At 42.0% G+C, this 24,688-nt stretch carries 21 protein-coding genes and 5 tRNA genes; 2 read left to right on the plus strand and 24 right to left on the minus strand.

Going from position 1 to position 24,688, the window contains the following annotated elements:
- Nucleotides 1-171: 171 nt before the first annotated feature.
- The 19 genes from BRLA_RS13550 to BRLA_RS13635 form a co-directional block, all read right to left on the minus strand.
- Complete coding sequence (locus tag BRLA_RS13550) at nt 172-1,221, minus strand: NAD(P)/FAD-dependent oxidoreductase (protein WP_003336051.1); 1,050 nt, start codon at nt 1,219-1,221, stop codon at nt 172-174.
- 82 nt (nt 1,222-1,303) lie between these two features.
- The gene (locus BRLA_RS13555) at nt 1,304-3,019 is read right to left on the minus strand and encodes an ABC transporter ATP-binding protein (protein ID WP_041752608.1); all 1,716 of its coding nucleotides are present in this window, start codon (nt 3,017-3,019) and stop codon (nt 1,304-1,306) included.
- Nucleotides 3,020-3,076: 57 nt separating this feature from the next.
- Complete coding sequence (locus tag BRLA_RS13560; RefSeq protein ID WP_003336049.1) at nt 3,077-4,111, minus strand: FecCD family ABC transporter permease; 1,035 nt, start codon at nt 4,109-4,111, stop codon at nt 3,077-3,079.
- A 3-nt stretch (nt 4,112-4,114) separates the two neighbouring features.
- Nucleotides 4,115-5,170 carry a FecCD family ABC transporter permease gene (locus BRLA_RS13565; protein WP_003336048.1) on the minus strand — a complete coding sequence of 352 codons (1,056 nt, stop codon included), beginning with the start codon at nt 5,168-5,170 and terminating at the stop codon, nt 4,115-4,117.
- A 323-nt stretch (nt 5,171-5,493) separates the two neighbouring features.
- On the minus strand, nt 5,494-5,835 hold the full coding sequence (locus BRLA_RS13570) for a DUF779 domain-containing protein (protein ID WP_003336047.1): 342 nt from the start codon (nt 5,833-5,835) through the stop codon (nt 5,494-5,496).
- A 48-nt stretch (nt 5,836-5,883) separates the two neighbouring features.
- Nucleotides 5,884-7,404: an aldehyde dehydrogenase gene (gene adh, locus BRLA_RS13575; RefSeq protein WP_003336046.1), complete on the minus strand. Its 1,521-nt coding sequence runs from the start codon at nt 7,402-7,404 to the stop codon at nt 5,884-5,886.
- Between the two features lie 180 nt (nt 7,405-7,584).
- Complete coding sequence (locus tag BRLA_RS13580) at nt 7,585-8,277, minus strand: 4'-phosphopantetheinyl transferase family protein (protein WP_003336045.1); 693 nt, start codon at nt 8,275-8,277, stop codon at nt 7,585-7,587.
- On the minus strand, nt 8,274-9,149 hold the full coding sequence (locus BRLA_RS13585; RefSeq protein WP_003336043.1) for an SWIM zinc finger family protein: 876 nt from the start codon (nt 9,147-9,149) through the stop codon (nt 8,274-8,276). Before BRLA_RS13585 ends, BRLA_RS13580 begins: the two co-directional genes overlap by 4 nt.
- On the minus strand, nt 9,146-12,235 hold the full coding sequence (locus BRLA_RS13590) for a DEAD/DEAH box helicase (RefSeq protein ID WP_003336042.1): 3,090 nt from the start codon (nt 12,233-12,235) through the stop codon (nt 9,146-9,148). Before BRLA_RS13590 ends, BRLA_RS13585 begins: the two co-directional genes overlap by 4 nt.
- 63 nt (nt 12,236-12,298) lie before the next feature.
- Nucleotides 12,299-13,918 carry an ABC-F family ATP-binding cassette domain-containing protein gene (locus BRLA_RS13595; protein WP_003336041.1) on the minus strand — a complete coding sequence of 540 codons (1,620 nt, stop codon included), beginning with the start codon at nt 13,916-13,918 and terminating at the stop codon, nt 12,299-12,301.
- Nucleotides 13,919-14,181: 263 nt separating this feature from the next.
- Nucleotides 14,182-15,861 (minus strand): b(o/a)3-type cytochrome-c oxidase subunit 1, encoded by a 1,680-nt coding sequence (locus BRLA_RS13600; protein ID WP_003336040.1) that lies wholly within the window; start codon nt 15,859-15,861, stop codon nt 14,182-14,184.
- Nucleotides 15,862-15,886: 25 nt separating this feature from the next.
- Nucleotides 15,887-16,354, minus strand: coding sequence for a cytochrome c oxidase subunit II (locus BRLA_RS13605; RefSeq protein WP_003336039.1), 468 nt, complete (start codon nt 16,352-16,354; stop codon nt 15,887-15,889).
- Nucleotides 16,355-16,389: 35 nt separating this feature from the next.
- Nucleotides 16,390-16,551, minus strand: a complete 162-nt coding sequence (locus tag BRLA_RS23770; RefSeq protein WP_119912705.1) for a cytochrome c oxidase subunit 2A — start codon at nt 16,549-16,551, stop codon at nt 16,390-16,392.
- Nucleotides 16,552-16,924: 373 nt separating this feature from the next.
- Nucleotides 16,925-17,004: transfer RNA gene (locus BRLA_RS13610), tRNA-Leu, on the minus strand.
- Between the two features lie 11 nt (nt 17,005-17,015).
- A tRNA-Gln gene (locus BRLA_RS13615) sits at nt 17,016-17,090 on the minus strand.
- Between the two features lie 3 nt (nt 17,091-17,093).
- Nucleotides 17,094-17,178 (minus strand) — tRNA-Tyr (locus BRLA_RS13620).
- A 9-nt stretch (nt 17,179-17,187) separates the two neighbouring features.
- Nucleotides 17,188-17,263: transfer RNA gene (locus tag BRLA_RS13625), tRNA-Thr, on the minus strand.
- A 41-nt stretch (nt 17,264-17,304) separates the two neighbouring features.
- Nucleotides 17,305-17,387: transfer RNA gene (locus BRLA_RS13630), tRNA-Leu, on the minus strand.
- A 209-nt stretch (nt 17,388-17,596) separates the two neighbouring features.
- Nucleotides 17,597-17,911, minus strand: a complete 315-nt coding sequence (locus BRLA_RS13635; RefSeq protein WP_003336036.1) for an SCP2 sterol-binding domain-containing protein — start codon at nt 17,909-17,911, stop codon at nt 17,597-17,599.
- A gap of 211 nt (nt 17,912-18,122) precedes the next feature.
- Here BRLA_RS13635 and BRLA_RS13640 point away from each other — a divergent pair, with 211 nt between their 5' ends.
- Nucleotides 18,123-19,547: an IS1182 family transposase gene (locus BRLA_RS13640; RefSeq protein WP_003336034.1), complete on the plus strand. Its 1,425-nt coding sequence runs from the start codon at nt 18,123-18,125 to the stop codon at nt 19,545-19,547.
- Between the two features lie 87 nt (nt 19,548-19,634).
- On the opposite strand, the gene BRLA_RS23290 is transcribed toward BRLA_RS13640, so the two are convergent.
- The 4 genes from BRLA_RS23290 to BRLA_RS13655 form a co-directional block, all read right to left on the minus strand.
- Nucleotides 19,635-19,808 carry a YycC family protein gene (locus BRLA_RS23290; protein WP_003336033.1) on the minus strand — a complete coding sequence of 58 codons (174 nt, stop codon included), beginning with the start codon at nt 19,806-19,808 and terminating at the stop codon, nt 19,635-19,637.
- A gap of 57 nt (nt 19,809-19,865) precedes the next feature.
- Complete coding sequence (locus BRLA_RS13645; protein WP_003336032.1) at nt 19,866-20,435, minus strand: thioredoxin family protein; 570 nt, start codon at nt 20,433-20,435, stop codon at nt 19,866-19,868.
- 152 nt (nt 20,436-20,587) lie between these two features.
- Entirely contained in the window at nt 20,588-21,541 is a 954-nt protein-coding gene (locus tag BRLA_RS13650; RefSeq protein ID WP_003336031.1) for a Gfo/Idh/MocA family protein, read from the minus strand.
- A 98-nt stretch (nt 21,542-21,639) separates the two neighbouring features.
- A complete protein-coding gene (locus BRLA_RS13655) occupies nt 21,640-22,734 on the minus strand; it encodes a tetratricopeptide repeat-containing glycosyltransferase family 2 protein (protein ID WP_003336029.1) in 1,095 nt (364 codons plus the stop codon).
- A gap of 148 nt (nt 22,735-22,882) precedes the next feature.
- On the opposite strand from BRLA_RS13655, the gene BRLA_RS13660 reads away from it, so the two are divergent.
- Entirely contained in the window at nt 22,883-23,977 is a 1,095-nt protein-coding gene (locus BRLA_RS13660) for a CotH kinase family protein (RefSeq protein WP_003336027.1), read from the plus strand.
- A gap of 59 nt (nt 23,978-24,036) precedes the next feature.
- Here BRLA_RS13660 and BRLA_RS13665 read toward each other — a convergent pair whose 3' ends face one another.
- Entirely contained in the window at nt 24,037-24,684 is a 648-nt protein-coding gene (locus BRLA_RS13665; protein ID WP_003336026.1) for a TlpA family protein disulfide reductase, read from the minus strand.
- Nucleotides 24,685-24,688: the final 4 nt, after the last annotated feature.

Below are 24,688 nucleotides of genomic sequence, written 5' to 3' on the forward strand. Positions count from 1 at the left end.
GCCGTATCATTAATCATACGAATTGACCTTATTGCTCAGCAGTACTTTTTTGTCGATACATCAAAAAGCAGACAGACACTCCCTATTGGTGTCTATCTGCTTTCTGTTTACAAGATGATTCAAATGTTTTCCCGTGTAACTATCCTCCAAGCATAGCTGAAAATTCAATTATCATACGTTGCGATAATTATCATCATCCAGTCCCAGTTGCTTGTTCTTTTCTTTAAAGCGAATATTGTGCGAAGAAACGTATGCCACTTTTGGTGCCTCTGGGTCTATATACAGCTTCGCACTGTTCAAAGCAAGTGCTCCGTCCGTAAATGCCCCAGCAATTAGCCGAACTTTACTATCATAATTGATGAAATCACCAGCCGCAAAAATACCAGGTATATTGGTTTCCAGCTTTCCATTCACAACCGCCAGCTCATCCTTCATTTCTAGTCCCCATTCGACTAGCGGTCCATAATCACATTTGAGTCCATGATTAACGATCACAGCATCCACCTCGATACGCTCGGTCTCTTCTGTTTCCATATGAGTAATCGTTACCTGCTCTATGTTCTCTCCATTACTATGAAGCTGTGTAACCGCATAAGGTGTCCGGATATCGACAGAAGATTCTCTCATAATGGAAACGTTTTTTTCATGTCCTCCAAATTGATCACGTCTATGGACAATCGTTACTTTTTCAGCAATTGGTTCTAATTCGTTCGCCCAGTCTACAGCAGAGTTACCGCCACCCGAAATAAGCACTCGCTTGCCTCGGAACACCTCTAATTCTTGAACGGTATAATGTAGGTTTGTGACCTCGTAACGGTCGGCTCCCTCAATCTCTAGCTTTTGCATGGTCAATATACCGTACCCAATTGCTAGAATAATGGTGCGCGTATGGTGCTTCTCACCAGTTGCAGCCGTAAGAATAAACGTTCCGTCTTCTTGGCGAGAAAGCCCCGTAATTTGTTGGCCTAGTACGATTGTTGGGTCGAATGTTCTAGCTTGCTGTTCCAATTGTCCGATTAATTTTTCACACAGAATTGGGGTCATACCACCAACATCCCAGATCATTTTCTCTGGATAAATGAGCATCCGCCCCCCAAGCTCCGGCTTTGCCTCGATCAATTTTGTTTTTAGATCACGCATACCACTGTAAAAAGCGGTATACATTCCAGCCGGGCCTCCTCCAATAATCGTTACATCATATAGTTCTAACTGTTCAGTCATATCCCTATCTCCAACCTTCTAGTCATTTTCATCCCACACATAAATCGGGTAGCAAACAGATATTGAAGAAATAATAGAATCTTTACGTTCCAAACTGTGCTTCATGCAGTCTACTGTATATGCCTCCCACCGATAGTAGCTGTTGGTGACTTCCCTGTTCGATAATTCCCTGATCCGCTACTACTACGATTCGATCAGCATTTTTAATCGTTGCTAAACGATGAGCAATCACTAGCGTAGTTCTTCCTTCTGACAGCTCGGTCAACGCCTGCTGAATAGCAACCTCCGTCTCCGTATCCAATGCAGAGGTGGCTTCGTCAAGAATTAGAATTGGTGGATTTTTTATAAAAATGCGGGCTATGGAGAGCCTTTGCTTCTGTCCTCCTGAAAGCTTAACACCCCTCTCCCCAATGGCCGTATCCAATCCATCTGGTTGAGCCAGAATAAATTCATCAAGCCTTGCTCTTTTAACTGCCTCCCATATCTCATCCTCTGTGGCATGTAGCTTTCCGTATAGGATATTTTCACGAATGGTCCCCGAAAATAAGAATACGTCCTGCTGTACAATCCCAATTTGTCTGCGTAAGGATTCTTGCTTAAGATTGCGAATATCCACGTTGTCAATCATAATTCTTCCAGCTTGTACTTCATAAAAGCGCGGGAGTAAGCTGCACAGGGTTGTTTTCCCCGCCCCAGATGGACCCACAAAGGCTACTGTCTCTCCCTTGTTAATGGTTAACTGAACGTTATTTAGTACCTTTGTTTGATTCTCATACCCAAACGAAACATTTTCAAAACGGATTGCCTCTCTAAATGCTCCCATTTCAACTGCATGCGGTGCATCCATGATGTCGGGTTCCGTATCTAGCAATTCAACGTACCGTTTGAATCCAGCAAATCCTTGCGGGTAACTCTCAATGATCGAGTTAATTTTCTCAATCGGTCGGAAAAAGACATTGGTTAAGAGCAAAAAGCCGATAAATTCACCGTACGTAAGTTCATTATTAATGACGTACCATGTGCCGCATACCATCACAAAAACCGTTATAAATCGCATCATCATATAACTAATCGATCCATTTTTGGCAATAAGTTTATAGGAGACTAGCTTCGTTACACGAAATCTACTATTATTTACGGCAAACTTCTTTCTCTCATGCTCCTCATTTGAAAAAGCTTTCACAACACGAATGCCACCAACATTGTCCTCTACTCGCGCATTAAAATCTCCAATATCAGTAAACAATTGGTGAATGGCTTCGGTCATTTTTTTGTTAAAGTAAACAACAAACCAAATAATGATCGGGATGACCACAAAGGTAAACACAGCGAGTTTCCAATGGATAAGTAACATTAACGTAAAGGAACCTATCAAGGTCATCAGCGCTACGAACAAATCTTCTGGTCCATGATGGGCCATCTCGCCAATTTGATTCATGTCATTGGTTAATCTCGACATCAGATGACCTGTTTTGTTGTTATCAAAAAAACGAAATGACAACTTCTGTATATGATCGAATAGTTTCTTACGCATATCGGTCTCAATGTTGATACCCAGCGTATGACCCCAATAGTTGACAATATAGAGTAAAAAAGTATTCAAGGCATAAATGCCTAGCAAACCAAGCGATGCCCATAAAATAATATCCCATTTCCCGCCTGGCAACAGATCGTCAACAAAATAATTAACTGCAAGTGGGAAACAAAGCTCTAATAAACCAGCAATGACCGCGCAGCCAAAGTCCAGCATAAACAATTTCTTATAAGGAACATAATAGGCAAAGAAACGTTTTATCATATTTTTCAATAAAGCCCCCTTCTTTGTCTTCATCACCAAAGTATGTAGATCGTCATGCTATGCTTTCGATCGCGCCAACAGATAGAGAAAATAAGGTGCTCCAATAACAGCTACCACAATTCCAGTCGGTATTTCTGATGGCTGTAGCATCCATCTTCCAATCGTATCTGCCGTGATGACAAGCAATGCTCCAGCTAGAGCTGCCGTGGGAATCAATATCTGATGTCGTGGACCAACCAATCTCCGTGCCAGATGCGGACCAATTAGCCCTACAAAGCCAATTCCCCCACTTACTGCGACACAAGAACCAGCAAGTCCGACTGCCGCAGCTATCAACGCTAGCTGTTCCCTTGATACAGACACGCCAAGTCCGACAGCAGCTTGTTCACCAAGGGTTAGTACGTTCATGACTCGTGCCTTATAGTACACGTATGGTAGTAATAGTAAAATCCACGGGAGTAAAGACAACACAAACTTCCAGTCAGTTCCCCATATACTCCCTGCTAACCATGTTGCTACAAACTGATATTTCTCCGGGCTGATTTTTAATGTCAAAACGATCATGGCAGCACTTATCCCTGCAGCAACCGCAATCCCACTAAGTAACAGTCTCGTGGTTGAAAGTCCCTCATATCGCTTGTAGGCAAGTGAGTAGATAAGCGCCGCAGTCAAGCCTGCACCAATCAAAGCTAGAACAGGTAATAAAAAGATCGGCGCAGCTGCTGTTGTTGGGTAAAAAGAAATAAATAGCATTACCATCAAACCAGCACCCGCATTTATACCGAGAATACCAGGATCAGCCAATGCATTACGCGAGATTCCCTGCATCACACAGCCTGACACAGCTAAACCCGCACCAATCAAGAGCGAAATCACAATACGTGGAAGGCGAAATTCAAACAGAATTAGATTCTGCTTATCTGTACCTGCTCCAAACAGCGTCTGTAATAGCTCCAGTGGAGACAATCGGATAAATCCCGTATTCATACTGAAAATAAAGGCAATGACAATCAAAATGCTTAAAATAGCGATCGCCGTGAACCCATGTTTTGATTTAAGCCGTTCTGTTTTCGTAGCTGTTACACTTTGCATAGCTTACAGCTCCCTCCTTTCCTTACGTGCCAGATAGAGAAAGAACGGAACACCTATCAGGGCGATTAAGGCACCAAGCGGGGTCTCAAAGGGAGGGTTAATCATTCTAGCAGCTAAATCAGCGAATACCACTAGTAAACTTCCAAGTATAGCTGAGCATGGAATGATGTAGCGATAATCGACACCCACTATATAACGGGTTAGATGAGGGATAATAAGCCCAACAAAACCTACCGCGCCGACGATCGACACCGCAGCACCTGCTAGAATCAACACAAGAAGAGTCCCCATCAGCTTTACCAAGAGGGTTTTCTGACCAAGTCCTCTTGCAACATCCTCACCTAGACTAAGCATGGTAATGGAACGCGATAAAGCAATCGCACCTATAATAGAAACAGCAATCCAAGGAAACATAATCTGAAGCTGTACCCACTTCGTCCCTGCCACGCCCCCAGCATACCAAAATGCTAAGTCCTGACCGATCCGAAAATATAGGGCAATCCCTTCGCTAAGTGCCGATAATAAGGCACTTAATGCTGCACCTGCTAACACAAGACGAACTGGTGTTAATCCCCCTTTAGCCAGCGAGCCAATCCCGTATACCATTCCGGCTCCTAAGCCTGCACCAAGAAACGACCACATGATCAAATACATAAATGGCAGACCTGGAAAGAAGGCAAAACAAAGTGCCAGAGCAAACCCAGCTCCAGCATTAATCCCTAACAAGCCAGAATCTGCTAATGGATTACGGGTCATTCCTTGCATAATTGCTCCTGCAACAGCAAAACAAGCCCCCACCATAGCTCCTCCAAGGACCCGTGGCAAGCGAAGCTCCTGGATGATCTGATGCTGGGTCATTTCTGGATTAAAGGCAAAAATAGATTCCCAGACAACGAAAAAATGAATATCGGCTGCCCCAAAGGAAACGGATAAAATAATTGCTAATACAAGCAAGCTCAAACCACCGATTATGATCAATGTAACTACCCAAGGACGAGATCTCACATTGATGTGATCGAGCTCTGTAACTGCTTTACTTACATTGGCCTTTTGACTCATTCGTGCCACCTTTTCATCAATGTAATATGTAATGGGTACTGATATGTACAAATGCATGACCAAATGGCTTCTTCCACGTGACCATGGGAAGAAACTCCTCCTGATCTTACAATTTAATGAAAGTGATTCTCATTTTCACTTTTATGATTATAGTCCACTAGCTTCCATAATGACAATGGACAAACTGAAGGATTTTTTTGTACAAAAAGAATCATCTGATATCTCATTCCCCAAAAAAAAGACTCGATCGTTCATACGATCAAGCCTTTTACTGTCTATATCCTACTTACTAATCATTAGCATTTCTCTTTGTATAACAAATCCTATTCTTCTGTAAACAATCTAGAGCGTGTTAAAAATCTAACACCCTCTGGTCCCTCCAACGAAAACATTCCTCCGCGTCCAGGAACCACATCAATAATCAGTTGGGTGTGCTTCCAATATTCATACTGGGCTTCACTCATATAAAAAGGCGTATTTCCAATCTCTCCAAGCAGTACATCATGATCGCCGATTAATAGTTCCCCCACAGGATAACACATCGGAGAACTACCATCGCAACAGCCCCCAGATTGATGAAACAAGAGGGGACCATATTTGGCTGTAAGCTTTTCGATTAAAGCAAGCGCAGCTTCTGTTGCCAACACCTTTGGCTGCATTCCCATGATATCCCCTCATCTCATGTTGTTTGGCTATTATTTTTCTATGCTTGTTTAAAAGAACCCGAGTGCTTGGTCACTGTAGCTTACTAGGATATTTTTAGTTTGCTGATAATGTGCCAGCATCATTTTATGATTTTCGCGTCCGATTCCAGATACTTTATACCCGCCAAAGGCCGCATGTGCTGGATAGGCATGATAGCAATTCGTCCACACACGTCCCGCTTCAATAGAACGTCCAAAACGGTATGCTTGGTTGATATCCCGTGTCCATACACCTGCCCCTAGTCCATATAAAGTGTCATTTGCAATCGACAATGCTTCCTCAGGATCGGAGAATGTCGTCACGCTCACTACCGGGCCAAAAATCTCTTCTTGGAAGATTCTCATTCGATTGTGTCCTTTAAACACAGTCGGCTTAACATAATATCCTTCTTTCAACTCTCCTCCCAGCAAATTTCGTTCTCCACCGATTAGACACTCTGCCCCTTCAGCTTTTCCTATTTCTAAATAGGACAGAATTTTTTCTACTTGCTCAAAGGAGGCCTGAGCACCAATCATCGTTTCTGTGTCCAATGGATTTCCTTGTTTGATAGAAGCTACCCGTGCAAGTGCTTTCTCCATAAATTGATCATAGATAGATTCCTGAATAAGCGCACGGGATGGGCATGTGCAAACCTCTCCTTGATTGAGCGCAAACAAGACAAATCCTTCAATTGCCTTGTTTAAAAACGCATCATCCTTTGCGCATACGTCTGCAAAGAATATATTTGGCGATTTACCACCTAACTCCAATGTCACAGGAATGATATTTTGTGAAGCATATTGCATGATCAGTCTTCCTGTAGTCGTTTCACCTGTAAACGCAACCTTAGCAATACGATTACTAGAGGCGAGCGGTTTACCTGCTTCCAACCCAAAACCATTGACCACATTAACTACCCCTGGAGGTAATAAATCACCAATTAATTCCATGAGCACTAGAATTGAGGCCGGTGTTTGCTCGGCTGGCTTGAGCACCACGCAATTACCTGCTGCGAGTGCCGGTGCTAGCTTCCATATAGCCATTAACAACGGGAAGTTCCAAGGTATAATTTGCCCAACTACACCAAGTGGCTCATGAAAATGATAGGCAACAGTGTCATGGTCAATTTGACTGATTGAGCTTTCCTGCGAGCGTAAACAACCTGCAAAATAACGGAAATGATCAACTCCAAGTGGAATATCTGCTGCTAGCGTTTCTCTCACAGGTTTTCCATTTTCCCATGTTTCAGCTACCGCAAGCATCTCTAGATTAGCCTCTATTCGATCAGCTATCTTATTTAAAATGTTTGCGCGTTCTGCTGGAGAAGTACGGCCCCACGCTTCCTTCGCCGCATGAGCTGCATCAAGTGCAAGCTCAATATCTTCAGCACTCGATCTGGCTATTTCACAAAAGACTTTACCTGTAATGGGAGTAACATTTTCAAAATATTCTCCATGAGTAGGCGCTACCCATTTACCACCTATATAATTATCATATCTACTTTTAAACGCTACCTTGGCTCCTGATTGATTCGGATTTGCATAAATCATGGGAAAACCTCCTTCATATCCTACAAATAGGGGTGATAGTTTTACCTTATGCTCAATATCTATAAATATTATCGTAATTTTCGAAACTTTGTAAACAAAAATAGAGAGTTTGAGACTTTATTCGACAAAAAAAGGGTTATCCCATAAACATGTGATAACCCTTTCCTCTTGTTGTTCCATTTATGCTTGTAAGAGCTTGCTAGTCAACTCTTCTATTTCTACAATTGTAATTTCCTCACAAAATTGATCCTGCTTTGTACATACGGCAACTTTATACATCTCATCTACGTGATAGGCTCTACAATGATAACCAGTCGGTATGTTATCAGCGTATACCGTCGCTCTGTCTAAGGCCTCCTGCTGAATCGTAAAAGAATCAAGCGGCAGTGAAAGTCCCTTCCCCACGGCTTTTATATAGCTTTCTTTATACGCCCAATAACTAAAAAAACCTTTTATTTGGTTCGCCTCAGGGAGCTGGAACAAATTCTGACGCTCTTGTTCAGAAAAAAATCGGTCAGCAATTTGTAGATTAATGGGTTTGATTTGTTGAACATCAATACCAATTGGACTGGCACTAAAAGCAGCAACTACCCAGCTAGCTGAATGCGACACATTAAATTCGCACGCACCTTCTCCCGTAACAAAGGGCTTTCCGTATGGATTGGTCTCATAGCGAATCTCTTCTGGCAAAATCCCCATTCGTTGAGCCAATTGCATCCGTACCAGCACCTCCCCAAGCAAGGAGCGCCATTTATCCTCCGTTTTAAGGTAACGATTTACTTTTTCCTGACGGTCCAACGGGAGCAGAGAGAGCAACTCCCGATACACCGCCTCTGAAAACGTATCGGGTACTTTTATCGCAAACACTTTCATGGCAAAGTAGCTATCTCCTCTCCAGCCTTCTTACTCACAACCCGATACACTTCTTGTAGGGCTCCAATCATCATGGCTTCTTTGCGGACGGCAAATGCAGGCGGTCCCCAGATTAGAAGTAATTGCTCAGGTAGTATATTTTCTTGCGTAAAAGAATTTGTCATCGCAGAAAAATGAGGAGCGGTCTGAAAAAAGGTGCCGTGGTCAACCGCTCTGCGTAAAAACACAGCACCCACTTCCTCGTCTATACCTGTATGTAGCAATTCAGACGGATTGGTCGGCTCTGGTAGACTCGTAATTTCCTGTTGGCCCATTCCCTCTCCCGAATAGGCTTTACTGTGTGGCAACCACTGCTCCCGAAATCCACCTATAATATCAGCACACTGTAGCCCAAGAAATGCTAAAAATACAAATGGGTCCTCTTCCGCTTCAGCGAGCAGTTGATAATACAGAGCATATACATGTTTGCAATAACCAACCACATCTGGACAACTACAGTGAGCATTCCATTCCTCTAATGAGTCTGGAAGAACCTCCAATTTTTGATCGGCGAAATGGGCAGCCAGTTCCCCAGAAAATGTCCCGCCTAATAGCTGAGCTGTAAAAAGAGGCGACTGTCTGATTAAGTCCAATGCTTTTTCACGCCCTACATGCACCGGTTTTTTGGGGCTAAGTGAGACCGTGTAGTGCACCTGATTTGCCCCTGTCACTTTTGCTTTTATACCAGCCTCAACGGCTCTCCACTCTAATACTCCGCCTTCTTTGGCTTTCGTACGTCCACGCTGATTTCGCTGTGCCCCACCTGCTTTTCGAATCAATTCCTTCAAGCGAGCGATCCACTCAATCTGTACGTTCGATTTTTGCGGCTTCACAACAAATCATCCTCCTCTTGGCAGATCAAATCCTCACGTAGCTCAAATAAGGAGTGTAGCTCATTTGCTGATAACTCGGTAATCCATTGTTCACCAGAGTGGATCACCTGCTCTGCCAATTCCCGCTTTGATTCCATTAACTGATCAATGCGCTCCTCTAGCGTTCCCTGACAAATTAATCGGTGGACATGTACATTTTTCTTTTGCCCAATGCGATATGCCCGATCGGTTGCCTGGTTTTCGACAGCAGGATTCCACCACCGATCAAAATGAATCACATGATTTGCTCTGGTCAGGTTAAGACCGACACCGCCAGCTTTTAATGACAAAATAAAGATTCGCGGTCCCATACCAGACTGAAAGCGATCTATCATATCATCCCGCTCTTGTTTACTAATCCCTCCATGTAAGAAGAGAACCTCCTCTTGTAAAACCTCACGAAAATGCTTTGCAAGCATGCTCCCCATGTCTACATATTGCGTAAACAGCAACACGGCCTCCTGCTGTTCCATTATATCGTGAACAAGTTCGGTTACCCGCCGTACCTTACCAGAACGACGCTCTAAATGATCGGCAGACTGGTGTAAATAGAGGGCTGGATGGTCACAGATTTGTTTAAGATGAGTTAACGTAGCAAGAACATATCCACGACGTTGCATTCCTTCTACCGAATTGATTTTTTGCATCATATGATTAACGGCTGCTTGATACAAGCTAGCCTGTTCCTCTGACAGTGTGCAATACGTTTTGCTTTCAATTTTTTCTGGTAAATCCACAATAATGGTAGGGTCTGTTTTCAACCGCCGCAAAATAAAGGGCTTTACTAATTTTCGCAGAGATTCCATACGTTCCTGCTCGCGATACCTTTCAATAGGCAACGTAAATTGTGTACGAAATTGCGTTAAAGTGCCTAAATAACCCGGATTTAAAAACTGGAAGATCGACCAAAGCTCACTTAGCCGATTTTCAATTGGTGTACCCGTCATCGCAATTCGATGCTGAGCATGTATTTTCATGGCGCTTCTCGCCTGTTTACTTTTACTGTTTTTGATATTCTGAGCCTCATCTAACACCAAGTAGGACCATTTGATTTCCATTAAATCAGCTAAATCACGGTTGACTAAGGAATAAGATGTAATCACAACATCATGTTCAGCTACTTTTGCTTGCAGTTCATTTTGGTGCAAGCGTTCTGGTCCATGGTGCGTATACACCCGTAGTGTTGGGGCAAATCTCTCTATCTCTTTACTCCAATTATTCATCAATGAGGTCGGGCACACGATTATAGCCGGTGCAGATAGCTTCTCCGCCATCAAAACTGTAATCATCTGAATGGTTTTTCCTAGACCCATATCATCTGCCAAACAGACGCCAAAGCCTAATTTGGACATAAGCTGAAGCCAAGCATACCCACGTTTTTGGTAAGGACGCAATACTCCTTGCAGTCCCATTGGGGTGTCAATATGATCTAAATTCTGTTCAAGTCGTCCATGTAATAAGTCATCAAGAGCTGTAGGAAGTTCGAAATCAACTACAGGGATATCTTCCCATTCATCACTTGCTTCCAGCTCAGCCATTAAGTAAAGCATATCATGCAGCGTGATTTCATCTTGCTCAGCCTGTTTTAAATATTGCAGCATCCGTTTAACCGATTCCTGATTTACCTCAGTCCACTCCCCGCGTAATTGGATAAAAGGGAGCTTTGAATCGGCAATTTTCTCCAGTTCGGCCAAGCTGATTTCCTGGTCACCTAAAGCTGCTTTCGCATCAAAACGAACGATTTCATGTAAGCCTAAACGATGAATAACAGCAGAGGAATCCGCTGCATAGAGTGAGTGATCCTGCATAACTCTAAGCTTTAAGCCTAGTCGTTTGCGTCCACGCTTTACCCACCAAGAAGGTAATTGAACACCAACTCCTTCTGCCTGCAACCGTGGAGCTATCTCTTGTAAAAAATGAAAGGCCTCTTGCACAGGAAGCTGTATTTGCTCCACTAATGCTTGGCGTAGCGTTTCTTCTAACGCTGGCATTAGTATCGACGCGCATCCCAATTGCTCCAGCAAGAATTCTTGAGCCCTACCCAGATCCTTTCCGAAAAAGGCTGTAGCCTCACCAGACCCTAACCAGATATCCTTAGCTGAAATAAGCCGAGATGGTTCTGTGACAGGTTGTAGATACACATGCAATGTAAAAATGGACTCTTCTGCTTCTACTTCGATCTGCTGAGGTGGTTCCAGACGTAAGTATAGGCGCATTGCATACTGTCCCACACAATCCCGCTTGTTACGTCCTTCTCCTTTTGTCCACAAATCTACTTGCTGTTTAAAGCTTTGCAGCTCCTTCGTTGTACCCTCAATAGGCTCCGTTATCCGAGTTAGTAATCCCCGTAGCCATTGCAAGGAGAAATCTCCCTTCCCCTTGCTAAGCTGTTGTCGCAGCTCTTCGCTTTCCATATCCAGCCAGTCATGTATCGTAGTTTGTATTGCATTTTGTAAAAAATCCGCCTGAATGTTGTGCGGATCTGTCATAATGTCGCTTCCACCTGTCTTCTGTGGGTCATACGCTCGACAGATAGCCGGCATTGCAAGCGCCAAGGTGTGTGAAAATGTGCGCACTTCTTCCTTGGTCAAATCTACATCCCAAATAGCGTCTGCTTCTGCATAGCCGTACCGTTTTCCTTTACGTACCTTAACACCCGGCCGGATATTTGCATGCCATAGCATTTGCAGGGCAAATTGAGCTACCTTTTGGTAGTAATGCAAGCTATCACCTAGCAAAAAACCGCTATGCTGTAGCATTGCTTCGTCTGTTTGCCACAGGAATGGTAAAGCTTCCTTCATAGCTATACTTAGTCCATTAATCTGTTGTACCATCAATTTTGGCTTATTGGACGGGTAATACTCCCCTTGATCAAACCAATATGGAACTTGAAAGGTACGGATGCCCACTTTTCCAGACTTCATCAATTTCATCTGTTGTTCGGTCGACAATTGTTCCATCCAATTACTGACGGGTACAATCTCGCCGCCGCGCAAACAGAAAAGAAAAAAAGCATCTGGTAACCAGATACCGTGCAACGTCGTCATTGATGCCCTCCAGCTTTTAGTAAAAGGGTTAACCTTGATTGGTTAACCCTCTTTTCTTTTTCATTACTCGCTGTACAATTTTTCGCGAAGCTGTTTGATTTCTTCGCTTTCCAGATATTCATCGTATGTCATCATTTTATCAATGATACCATTTGGAGTAATCTCAATGATCCGGTTGGCAATGGTTTGAACAAACTGATGGTCATGAGAAACAAACAGCATCGTACCATCATATTCAATTAAACCATTATTTAATGCTGTAATAGATTCCAAATCCAAGTGGTTAGTAGGCTCATCTAATAGGAGAACATTTCCGCCCACCATCATCATTTTGGACAGCATGCAACGCACTTTCTCTCCACCGGACAAAACATTAGCTTTTTTCAGTGCTTCTTCGCCAGAGAACAGCATTCTGCCTAAGAAGCCGCGCAAGAATGTCTCGTCTTGATTTTTGGAGTATTGACGCAACCAATCAACCAAGGATAAATCGCATCCATCAAAGTACTCAGAGTTATCTTTCGGGAAATATGCCTGAGTGGTTGTAACACCCCAAGAGAATGTTCCACTGTCTGCTTCCATTTCACCCATTAAAATTTGGAACAAGGCTGTTTTTACGTGACCATTTGGGCCCACTAGCGCTATCTTATCACCCTTGTTGATAATAAGGTGTGTATTTTCGAAAAGCTTTTCACCTTCAAGAGTCTTGGATAAGCCTTCTATTTCCAAAATATTTTTACCTGCTTCTCGCTCCGGCTTGAAGTTAATAAATGGATAACGGCGGCTGGAAGGCTTGATATCATCCAACGAAATTTTATCCAACATCTTCTTACGAGAGGTTGCTTGTTTTGATTTAGAAGCATTGGCGCTAAAGCGCGCAATAAAGCTTTCCAATTCTTTAATTTTCTCTTCTTTTTTCTTATTTTGCTCTCTCATTAACTTAAGAGCTAGCTGGCTAGATTCATACCAGAAATCGTAGTTCCCCACATACATTTGAATCTTACCAAAGTCAATATCAGCAATATGCGTACATACTTGGTTTAAGAAGTGACGGTCATGGGATACAACAATAACAGTATTTTCATAATTAGCTAAGAAGTTTTCTAGCCAACGAATGGATTCGATGTCCAAGTGGTTGGTAGGCTCATCGAGTAGAAGGATGTCAGGGTTACCAAACAATGCTTGTGCCAGCAAGACACGAACTTTCAGATTTCCGTCAAGCTCTAGCATTTTCTTATCATGGAATTCAGCAGGAATTCCTAGGCCAATTAGTAGAGCAGCGGCATCAGATTCTGCTTGCCAACCATTCAAGTCTTCGAATTCTCCTTCCAATTCAGACGCACGAATCCCGTCTGCTTCAGAGAAATCTTCTTTCATGTACAGAGCATTTTTCTCTTCCATGATATCAAACAATCTTCTATGACCCATCATTACCGTTTTCAAGACTTCGCATTCATCGAACTCATAATGATTTTGCTTTAAAACGGCAAGACGTTCTCCAGGAGTTAAAATAACCTCTCCGTTGTTTGGTTCAATTTCGCCGGATAAAATCTTCAGAAATGTAGACTTACCAGCTCCATTTGCCCCAATTAATCCATAGCAGTTACCAGGTGTGAACTTGATATTTACATCTTCAAACAAAGCGCGTTTCCCATATCGCAGGGTAACACCATTTGTACTTATCATTCAATCTCATCCTTTAATATGCATTTTCTTCTTCAAACGTATATTTTACTACATTTACAAGTAAAAATTAACCCCTTGTATTTATTAACACCTGCCCTAACAAATTATAGCTGATGTATCCTTGCTTTTTACAGCCCAAAACCCTCCATGCTCTGGGCCAAATTGATATTATCCACTGCCTTTTTTATTTTCTCATAATAAAAAACCATCTACACGCATACTCCTTTTTAGAAAAGGAAGCATACCTCAGATGGTTTTTATTTTTACCACGTTATAAACGGTTTTGATCCAGGTGGTGCATGATCAATCAATTGGTAGATCGGATATGCATAAGCCACGATAATCAAAAATACGGCGATACCGAGCCATAAAGACCAGCGCTCTAAAATTTTTGGAGTACGTTCCACTGATTCTTGGGATTCAGCAATTGGATAATCCTCCTCGCCTTTTGGTGCCTTAAAGATGAGATAGAATAAAATTCCTACCATCAGTATTCCTGCAAAGAATAGGATAGCACCGCCAAAGCCCATTAACTGTTGGGGAGGTATCCAGCTTAGAGCCTCCGCATTGTCAAAGTAAGTAGTGTAATCCGTACGGCGCGGCACACCCTGAAGCCCAAGATAGTGCATCGCACCTGACATGAGTAACATCCCAACCGACCACATGACTGCCTGCAAAATTCCTACACGATGCAAGGCAGGGGTCATTTTGCGCCCTGTTAAATTTGGCAATAACCAATACGTAATACCAAAGAAAGTGAGCGCAATGCTAGTTCCGACCGTTAAATGGAAGTGACCTGTAACCCAGATTGTATTATGCACCACTGCGTTCATCTGGTTACTCGCATTAATAATTCCACCTGCACCCGCTGGAATGAAAGCAAGCATCCCCAGCATAGGGGCAAAGAAACGCACATCCTTCCAAGGCAATTTCGAAAACCAGCCAAACAAGCCCTTTGCACCCTTTTTACGTCCCGATGTTTCAAATACGGCAAATAGCGAAAATGCCGTCATAAGCGAAGGGAATACTACGGTTAAAGTCAAGATTACATGTAGCATTTTCCATTTATCTGAAATACCTGGCTCCATTAACTGGTGATGAAAGCCTACAGGAATGGAGAATAGAATAAGCAGAATAAAAGATAAACGTGCGAGCGAATCACTAAATACTTTACCACCGATTATTTTTGGAATATTAACATACCAGCAGACATAAGCAGGCATTAACCAGAAATAGACAAGTGGGTGACCAAAATACCAAAAGAGCGTACGGCTTAGCAGGACATTCACTTCTGGTACCCAGCCAAGAGACCATGGAATGAGCTGTAGCAAGACCTCTGCTGCCACCCCTAATGTTGCAATCTGCCACAAAATCATGGTAGAAACAGCCATGAATTGAAATAGGGGAGATGTTTTTCCCTTATTTGTTTTTCTCCAATGAATGTAATTCGCAAAAATCGAATATCCGCCCATCCAGCTACCTACGACTAGTAAGGCTGACCCAATATAGAACAGTGGAGACGCTTTCATTGGTGCATAGAATGTATACAGAACCGAGGCTTCATTGGATAGAATCGCTACTGTTGCCATCGCTGTACCCACCGTCATGAGAAGCCAACCAATCCAACCCAGCTTCAAAGCTAAAGGTGTTAGCTTTCCCTCTGATGTGCGAGCACAACCTGAGATGAAAAATCCTATAATAAAGAATGTTGTAAAAACTAGACCCAATAATACCCCGTGTGCTGTTAAAACCTGATAATAGCCTAACCAAGATGGCAAGGTTATAACCCCGCCCCGTACCAGACCTTGAAGCAAGCCGCACAAAATGGCGATAGCAAAACCAATATACGCCACATAAATATGCGCCAACGAAAGTTTTGCAGCTGCGGCGTCTACTTTTACCACCGGTTGTGTTTTATGATATTCCTTTAATTGCGCTACCATACTTTATCGTCACTACCTTTCTGCATCACTTCACAACAATTGTAGCTGCCATTAACTGGTGACCAGCGCCACAATATTCATTACAGAGAATTAAGTACGTTCCTGGCTTGTCAAATGTGTGAGTGACTTCGCTGATGTGACCAGGTAACACCATGATGTTGACATTTGTTTTTGGTATCTCGAAGCCGTGTACCACGTCTTTGCTCGTTACGACAAATTTAACCTTGGCACCGACTGGAACTTCAATTTGATTAGGTTGGAAAGTAAAAATAAATGATGTCATGACAAGATCGTATTCATTATCACCAGTTTTATGAAGTCCTAGATTATCAAATGGGGCAGTTTCATCTACCTTTTTTGGGTCTATCATTTTCATATGGCTTGGCGGCATCATCCCCATTGCATAGGCATTGACAGACAAGACGATCAAAAACAGTACAAGCGTCGCGCCCCCAACCATCAGCCAAATTTTTTCAAAGCGGTGTAAATGCATAAAATACCCTCCCGTTCATTCCCTCTCTATACCAGCTATGCCCTGCTTAGAAAAACCCCAAATACAGCAAACCAAGTCACTGCGATAAACAGACCTACTAGAAAGACCGAAGCTAGCGTTCCTTTTAAATTTAGTTCGCCTTCCTGATGCTTCTCGTTCTCTGCCTTTTGATTCGGTTGAGTTTGGGAGCTGTTCATCCGATGACCTCCTCTCTTTTTCTTCCTTGTCATCCAGTTTTTCCTCAAAAAGGAATTGGCATTGTTTACGATTTGATTAAACCATTCCCACATTTGTAAAGGGTGTGAGATTCATCACTTTTAGCCCTTTAGAGCTATCTAGTTTTCGCCATTGTCAAGGTTTTGACAAAATTCTATTTATTTAAAAATCATCTTAGAAAAAAGAGTGTTTTTGTGAGAAAAATGATTACTTTTTATTTTCATAATTTTACATTTTATTTCTCGTTTATTACCTTTTATATATTCTCTTTTAGTCCAAGATAAGAAAATAATAATAGACAACGAAAAAAGCGGAATCTACGCATCTAACGTAAATTCCGCTTTTTTATTGTAGTGCCGGTAGAGGGACTTGAACCCCCACGGTTTCCCTCACGATTTTGAGTCGCGCGCGTCTGCCAATTCCGCCATACCGGCAAATATAAAGTTGGCTGGGGTACCAGGATTTGAACCTGGGAATGACGGAGTCAAAGTCCGTTGCCTTACCGCTTGGCTATACCCCAAAATGGTGGGGAGAGACGGATTCGAACCGCCGAACCCTGAGGGAGCAGATTTACAGTCTGCCGTGTTTAGCCACTTCACTATCTCCCCATAAAAAAATGGTGCCGGCGATAGGACTTGAACCCACAACCCCCTGATTACAAGTCAGGTGCTCTACCAATTGAGCTACACCGGCATTTTCATATTGAAAGCTTGTCTTTTCGTTATGTATGTAAATGGTGCGGGTGGAGGGACTTGAACCCCCACGGTCGCCCGCCAGAACCTAAATCTGGTGCGTCTGCCAATTCCGCCACACCCGCATGTGAGCTAAACGGTCAACAACGAGCTTTCTAGCTTGTTGTTTTTCTTCAGTACCGTTTCGGCTTTTTTAATATAGCATACACTTAAATTAAAAAGCAAGACTTTTTTATAAAAAAATTTGATAGCCACAATTAATCTTTAAAAATTAACTGTAGCTATCCGTTTTTTATACCTATATAAAAGCTGTGTATTTCATAACATTCTCTCATTAAGCAAGTAAGCGCTGTAATTGTAAAGCTAGTGTTATATCTCCCTTAATCTTTATTTTACCTAACATAACAGCAGCAGTAGGATTCAATTGTTTTCGTAGGAGCTTTGCAAAATTGGTGTCAGATAGCTGGAGCGTACATTGTGCCTGATTAGAGTTTCCTTCCATTACTTGAACCTGATTGTCACAAAATCGAACCTGATAGGTGCCTCCCCGTTCTCCACTTACATCGAATTGATAAACAGCCAACCATCCCTCAATGGTAGAAGGGTCTTGATTTATGCGATCAGCAAGTGTCTCCAATTCTTGCAACACGTGTGAACTCCCCCTTTCCCAGCCTGAGCCTATATTTTTCCTTATACTATCCTATTCAGTAAATATCCATTATATGCCATTTTCACTTTTTCTGAAATAGAAAAAAGATGCCTTGATAGGCATCTCAGCGTGTAGACAAAATACCGAAAGGTATGAAGGTCTGCACGCTTTTTTGTTGAATGTATGAATATAGTGGAAAGGAGTGAGTTTCTTGTTAAAAAGACAAGATGCAGAAGCCCGTTACCAACTGTCTGTGGTTTCATTAGATGAGCTTGTCCCTTCTAATCATTTAGTTCGTAAAATTGAGAAAGCAATTGATTTTACTTTTATATACGACCTTGTAAAAGACAAATACTCGCAAGATAATGGGAGACCGAGTGTCGACCCTGTTGTATTAATCAAGATCGTATTTATTCAATATTTATTTGGAATAAAATCTATGCGTCAGACAATCAAAGAACTGGAAACGAATGTAGCTTATCGGTGGTTTATCGGTTATGACTTCACTCAACCAATTCCTCATTTCTCTACCTTCGGTAAAAATTATGCTCGTCGTTTTCAAGATACAGACCTCTTTGAAACCATTTTCGCACATATTCTTGGACAAGCTCTTAAGCATCGATTTGTTGATCCTTCTGTTATGTTTATTGATTCTACTCATGTAAAGGCTAATGCTAATAAGAAGAAATACATAAAGACTATAGTTGAACAAGAGCCTAAAAAATATCTATCTTATTTAACAGACGAATTAAATCAGGATAGGATCGATCACGGAAAGAAGCCCTTGCCAAAAAAGTCTGAGTATATAAAAAAGGAAGTGAAGTTGAGCACTACTGATCCTGATAGTGGTTGGTTTATTAAGGATGAAAAAGAAAGATTATTTGCATATTCTTTCCATGCCGCAAGCGATAAGAACGGATTCATCTTAAGTGCAAAAGTAACAGCTGCTAATGTTCACGACAGCCAAATGTTCCAAGATGTTTTAAGTCAAGCTATTCATCAAGTAGGAAAACCGTATGCAGTAGCAGTAGATGCAGGCTATAAAACTCCTTATATTGCTAAAACCCTCATTACGTCTGGTATACGTCCTGTAATGCCGTATACGCGACCACGTACAAAGGATGGATTCTTTAAGAGATACGAATATACTTATGATGAATATTATGATTGCTATATTTGTCCTGCAAATGAAATATTATCTTATGAGACAACAACCCGTGAGGGGTATCGAATGTACAGATCGAATCCATCAATCTGCAAAGATTGTTCCTTTCGGAACCAATGTACAAATAGCAAGGATTCAGTGAAAAAAATTAGTCGTCATATATGGACGGAATACATAGAAGAAGCTGATCATCTTAGACATACGCCAAAAAATAAAGAAATCTATTCAAGAAGAAAAGAAACGATTGAACGAGTATTTGCAGATTTAAAGGAAAAGCATGGCTTGAGATGGACCACTTTACGAGGGATTAAAAAAGTGACCATGCAGGTGATGCTTGTTTTTGCTTCTATGAATTTAAAAAAGCTCGCTACTTGGCTCTGGAATCCTGAAAAGGAGAAGCGTAAGCTTCTTCAATTACTGACTTTTTACCAACAAAAAATAAAACAAACTCTCCTTATATCAGTAGCATAAGAAGAGTTTGTCCACAGTCTGAGATGCCTTGATAGGCATCTCTTGTAAGTGTAATCGCTTCTCGTCCAGACGAGCGTTTTTGACTACTTATTTCTCCTTGCTATCCGATTCTGTCTTTTGCTCTGAGACTTCCTGCTTTGAAATCTCCATTAGCTTTTGCATCAATATATGCTGAGGCATGTGCATTAATCTTTCCAAGGGAACTCCAAGCTGTTCAGCCAACTTTACGGCTGTTTCTGCTGATATCTGTAAAGGTCTCATCTTTTCACCTCTTGCTGTCTTTATCAATCGATCCCATTATACCACGCTCGACGCTAATCATTGTATCTGACGGAATAAATCGGATAATTCTTGCACAATGACCTGCTGGTAGCCAGTCCCCTCTCCATATTGGGCAAGCATTTCCTGACGAGCCACCATGATTTTGTCTTGATAATCGTGTGCCTCACGATCAGGGTTTTCCTGTTTAAACTCAGTCATAATTTTCTGAACATGCGCTGGACGTGGTCCCCATGTAGCAAGCACATCTGAGTCCTTGTTGCAAATAATCAACACCGGAATAGCTCGTCCTCCCATAGTTAGAAATTGATCCATCACATCCAGATGATCCTCCATGACTAATACTTCTACAGGTAAAGAAACGGCTTCTGCTACACGGAACAATACGGGTACATTCCGCACAACGTCTCCACACCATTCTGCACACAATAAGAAGGCTCGCAATCCCGCTTGCTGAACCATGGCTGCTATTTGGGAATGCTCCTTTTCTGTTTCCCACGAAAATCGCTCATACCAGCCATAGAATTCCTCTTTATTTTTCTCCATTGTTTCCATGAATTGCTGCATGGTCATTCCTGTCCCTGTTTTCGAGTGCAAGTTAATCGCCATGATTGCTCCTCCTTTAGCATTGATTCTCTTCTGTTTCAATTCGCTAGGATGTGAGCATCTCCTCTTTGCGATCCTTTCTGTAAGTGTTAGAGATGATGCTTAACAGCAGCAAAAAAACCTGTGCACATTTGCTACAGGTTTTTTACAACAATTTATCCGGATAGATTTTGTTGGATTTGTTGGGAAATTTCTGTTGCCAGTTGCAATGCCTGCATACCTGACTCCGCTGAGACCAAAGTGGGCGTTTTCTTCGTGATGCTTTGTAAGAAATCTATTAGCTCTGCCCGTAGTGGCTCAATCCCAGGTACAATCACTTTTTCCAAAATGTTTTGCTGGCTATAGCCATCACTTTGTTTCTCTAAGAAATTTGTAGAACGGGAAATGACCACTTTTTTATCGAGTAGATCAGCTTGAACAAACGCCTGTCTAGTTACTACTCGTAAGGTACGCACTTTTTCTTCCGTTAAATGACTAGCTGTGATTTGTGCGATAACTCCTGATTCGAATTGAAACAGTGCTACAGCATGTTTGATTGCTCCTTGATAAGATTGACCCACCGCATGCATCCTGGCTAATGCACCCGGCTGTAAATGCTGCAAAATATATATGTCATGAAGCATAGCATCCAATACCACATCAATTCCTTGAATACGTGGTTCCATCGGACTCATGCGGTGCATATCGATGGCGACAACCTCTTCACCCTCCAAAATAGAGCGTAACACCCCAATAGCAGGATTAAACAGCTCGATATGCCCCACCTGCAAATGTAACTGAGCTTCTTTGGCTCGATCAATCAACTCACTGGCTTCTGCTAAAGTCGCAGTGAGAGGTTTTTCCATCAGCATATGCACCCGATGACGAATACAAGCCATTCCTACCTCAAAATGAGCAGGTATTGGAACGGCTATACTGACTGCATCTACTTGGGCCAACAGTTCATCTAGGGTAAAAAACGAAAGTATATCATATTCCCGTGCGACCTCTTGCGCCCGTTTTTGGTCTGCATCGTAAACGCCTATCAATTGGCAATGATCGTTGAGCGAGGAGTAGACACGTACATGATGCTTGCCCATTACACCGGTTCCAATTACTCCTACCTTCACTCCACATCCCTTCTTTCCATCCAAAAACTTACAAATTCACTCAACTCTCACATTGTATGAAGTAGATGGAAAGAAGGTCACTTTTCCTGTGAAAGAAGTTAGCTACCTGACTCCTCCTTATTCAACAATCCCTCTATTAGCTTTTTATTGAATAAATATTTTGGATCATTTGGTCGATACTTCCCTACTTGTTCGTTATGCTCATAGGCTTTTTCATTTTGTCCAATGCGATTGTAGCAAACACATAATTGAATATGCGGAAGCCACGTCCAGCATGCTTCTGTAAAAAATCCCCAGCTATCCGGTCTTTTGACCTTAGTAGCTAGGTCATACCAAAAAATTGCTTTTAGATATTCCTTTTTGCCAAAAAAGATATGACCCAATCGGCAGCAAGCCTCAGCCCGTGGAGTATCATAAGAAAAGGCTTTGATTATATATTCTAATTCCTTCTCTTTATCCCCTAAGGCAACATAACAATCTGCGATCTTGTAGCACGCATTGATTTCATCCTCAATCCAGCCCTGTTTAGAATCGAGCATTTTGATATAATATTCAATCGCTTTTTCATGAAAAGAATGATCTCGTAGTTCATTTGCATAATAATACAAGTCCCTTATGGTAAATTCTTCCCCGCGCTCCAGCTTTTTTTCATAAATCCGCAAATTACGCGTCGAATACCCTTCGTGCTGATGAATCTTTTTATGAGTCACAGCAATATCACTGTCGATAATTTTTCCCCAAACAGCTAAATACTCGTGCACAGCACCAATCCATTGAAAATTATTGCTTCGTTTCACCAGACGGTTTCGGCGGAAAGACATAATAGGATTATCGAACTCATCAAAGGCAGTGTGATATTTCATGGTAACTGAGTCAACAGCCGGATCTAATGTTTCCTTCAAGGTTCGTAACCGTTCACGGTCGATCTCCAAGAGGAAATCATCTGCATCCAGATGCAAAATATATTCTTGTGTTGCTTTCGTAAAGGCAAAATTACGAGCGGCCGAGAAATCGTCAATCCATTCAAAGAAAAAAACGCGATCCGTATACTGTTTTGCAAGCTCTACAGTCCCATCAGTCGAGCCTGTATCAATAATATTGATTTCGTCTACCAGGTCCTTTACAGAATCCAAGCATCTCGCCAAACTATCTTCCTCATTTTTCACGATCATGCATAAACTAATTGTGATCATGCTGTCACCTCATGTCGCTAATTTTGCTCACTTTTGTATGTATATTTCCTGCAAATAAAAAGGTGAACTATTTCTTTATCTATTCTCAATAAAACATAGCGCCAAGAGCCCGTATTCCTCATAAGATAAAGCAGAAAGGAAGGGTTCTATGGAAATTCTGTCGCACGCCTTGCCACAGGTTTATTATGTAACTGTCTCAGATGAGGGTATTGCTTACCTGGATCAGCATATCAGAGCGGATGTTCGCATAGATGCTTCCCTCTCCATCCAGCAGAAAGCGTACCCCATTCAGCTTTCCTATCGAGGTGCCCATACACGAGAATTGGCGAAAAAGTCTTATACTCTCTATTTTTCTGATGACAACCGTTTTCAGGGACAACGTGAGGTTCATCTTAATGCTGAAATGCTGGACCCCTCGTTCATGCGAAATGCCTTGTCATTTGCCTTTTTTGAGCTCCTCGGTGTCTTATCGCCTGCTACTTCGTTTGTGGTGTTATGCAAAAATGGAGTTAGTGAAGGTCTTTATCTTCAATTAGAATCTGTCGATGAATTATTTTTACAAAGGCGTCAGCTACCACTAGGTCCAATTTTCTACGCTGTTAGTGGAAACGCTAATTTTTCCTTGTTAAGCCCCAAAACAGAGGAGGTAAAACCACGCCTAGACGCAGGGTATCGACGCAAATATGGCCAAGAGGAGGATATCCAGCTCCTCCGAGAATTGATTTATATCATAAATACAACGCCAATAGCTGATTTTGAAGAAACCATTGCTCGATACCTTAATATCAACCAATATCTAAGTTGGCTAGCAGGGGCTGTATGCACCCAAAATTTTGACGGTTTTATTCATAATTACGCTTTATATCGAAATTCGAGGACAGGTTTATTTGAGATTATTCCATGGGATTATGACGCCACCTGGGGACGAGATTGTAATGGAAAAGAAATGGCCTATGATTTTGTTGATATAGACGGATACAATACCTTGAGCGCTCGTCTACTAGATACTTCTACATACAGACAGCTCTACAAAGATAGAATGGCAGAAATACTAAATTCCTGGTTTACTCCCGAATATATAGGCCCTCGAATCGAGTCTCTCCATCGCCTGCTACGTCCCTACCTCCAGATTGATCCGCACAAAAAAGAAAAGCTCAACGTCTTTGACGCCGAGCCTGACTATATTTGTCGTTTTATTAACGATCGAAATCATTTTTTAAAAGGACAGCTTGATACTTTGTAAACATATATCGCTCTTCATTTCTTGTTAGGAAATCCTGCAATAGCAGTCTTTTCGCATCGTTATTTTTTTGCTTTGACTACTTTATCTAGCTCTGTCTGAAACACGCCCGGTTGAATCGATCCCATTACCTTATACGTAACAACCCCATTAGGATCAATAATAAAAGTCGTTGGGATAGCGAGGATTTGGTACTGCTTTGCTACTGTTTCATCTTGATCGAAGAGAATCGGCATCGTCAGCTTATAGGTATCTACAAATCCCTTGACGGAATCTAAATCATCCGTTTTGGTCAGATTAATTGCATAAAAATCTACGTTGCCTTTATTTTTTTCATATAACTTTTGTAAATCAGCAGCTTCCATTCTACAAGGACCACACCAGCTTGCCCAGAAGTTTAGAACCAGTGGCTTCTGTCTTTGTCCCGAAAACTTGTATCTAGTTCCATCCATACTTGGAAGTTCAAAGGCAGGAGCTTTAGCCCCTTGCGCAATGGTTGGGTTGGCTTTTGGCTCTATCTGACTAGAGACCTCTTGTTGTACTTGAGTTTTGGTTGTCTCTTTCGCCTGATGCTGTTGCTGTGGTTCAGATTTTATAGACTGTCCCAATATTGGTTGCGGAGTAGGTAGCGATTTACTTTTGACCTCGCTTTGGTAAATCGCTCCTCCTCCCAGAACGAGCAAACTGAGAATGATAAAAACCTGCCGCATGCTT

It is taken from the genome of Brevibacillus laterosporus LMG 15441, from assembly GCF_000219535.2.
Classification (GTDB): domain Bacteria; phylum Bacillota; class Bacilli; order Brevibacillales; family Brevibacillaceae; genus Brevibacillus_B; species Brevibacillus_B halotolerans.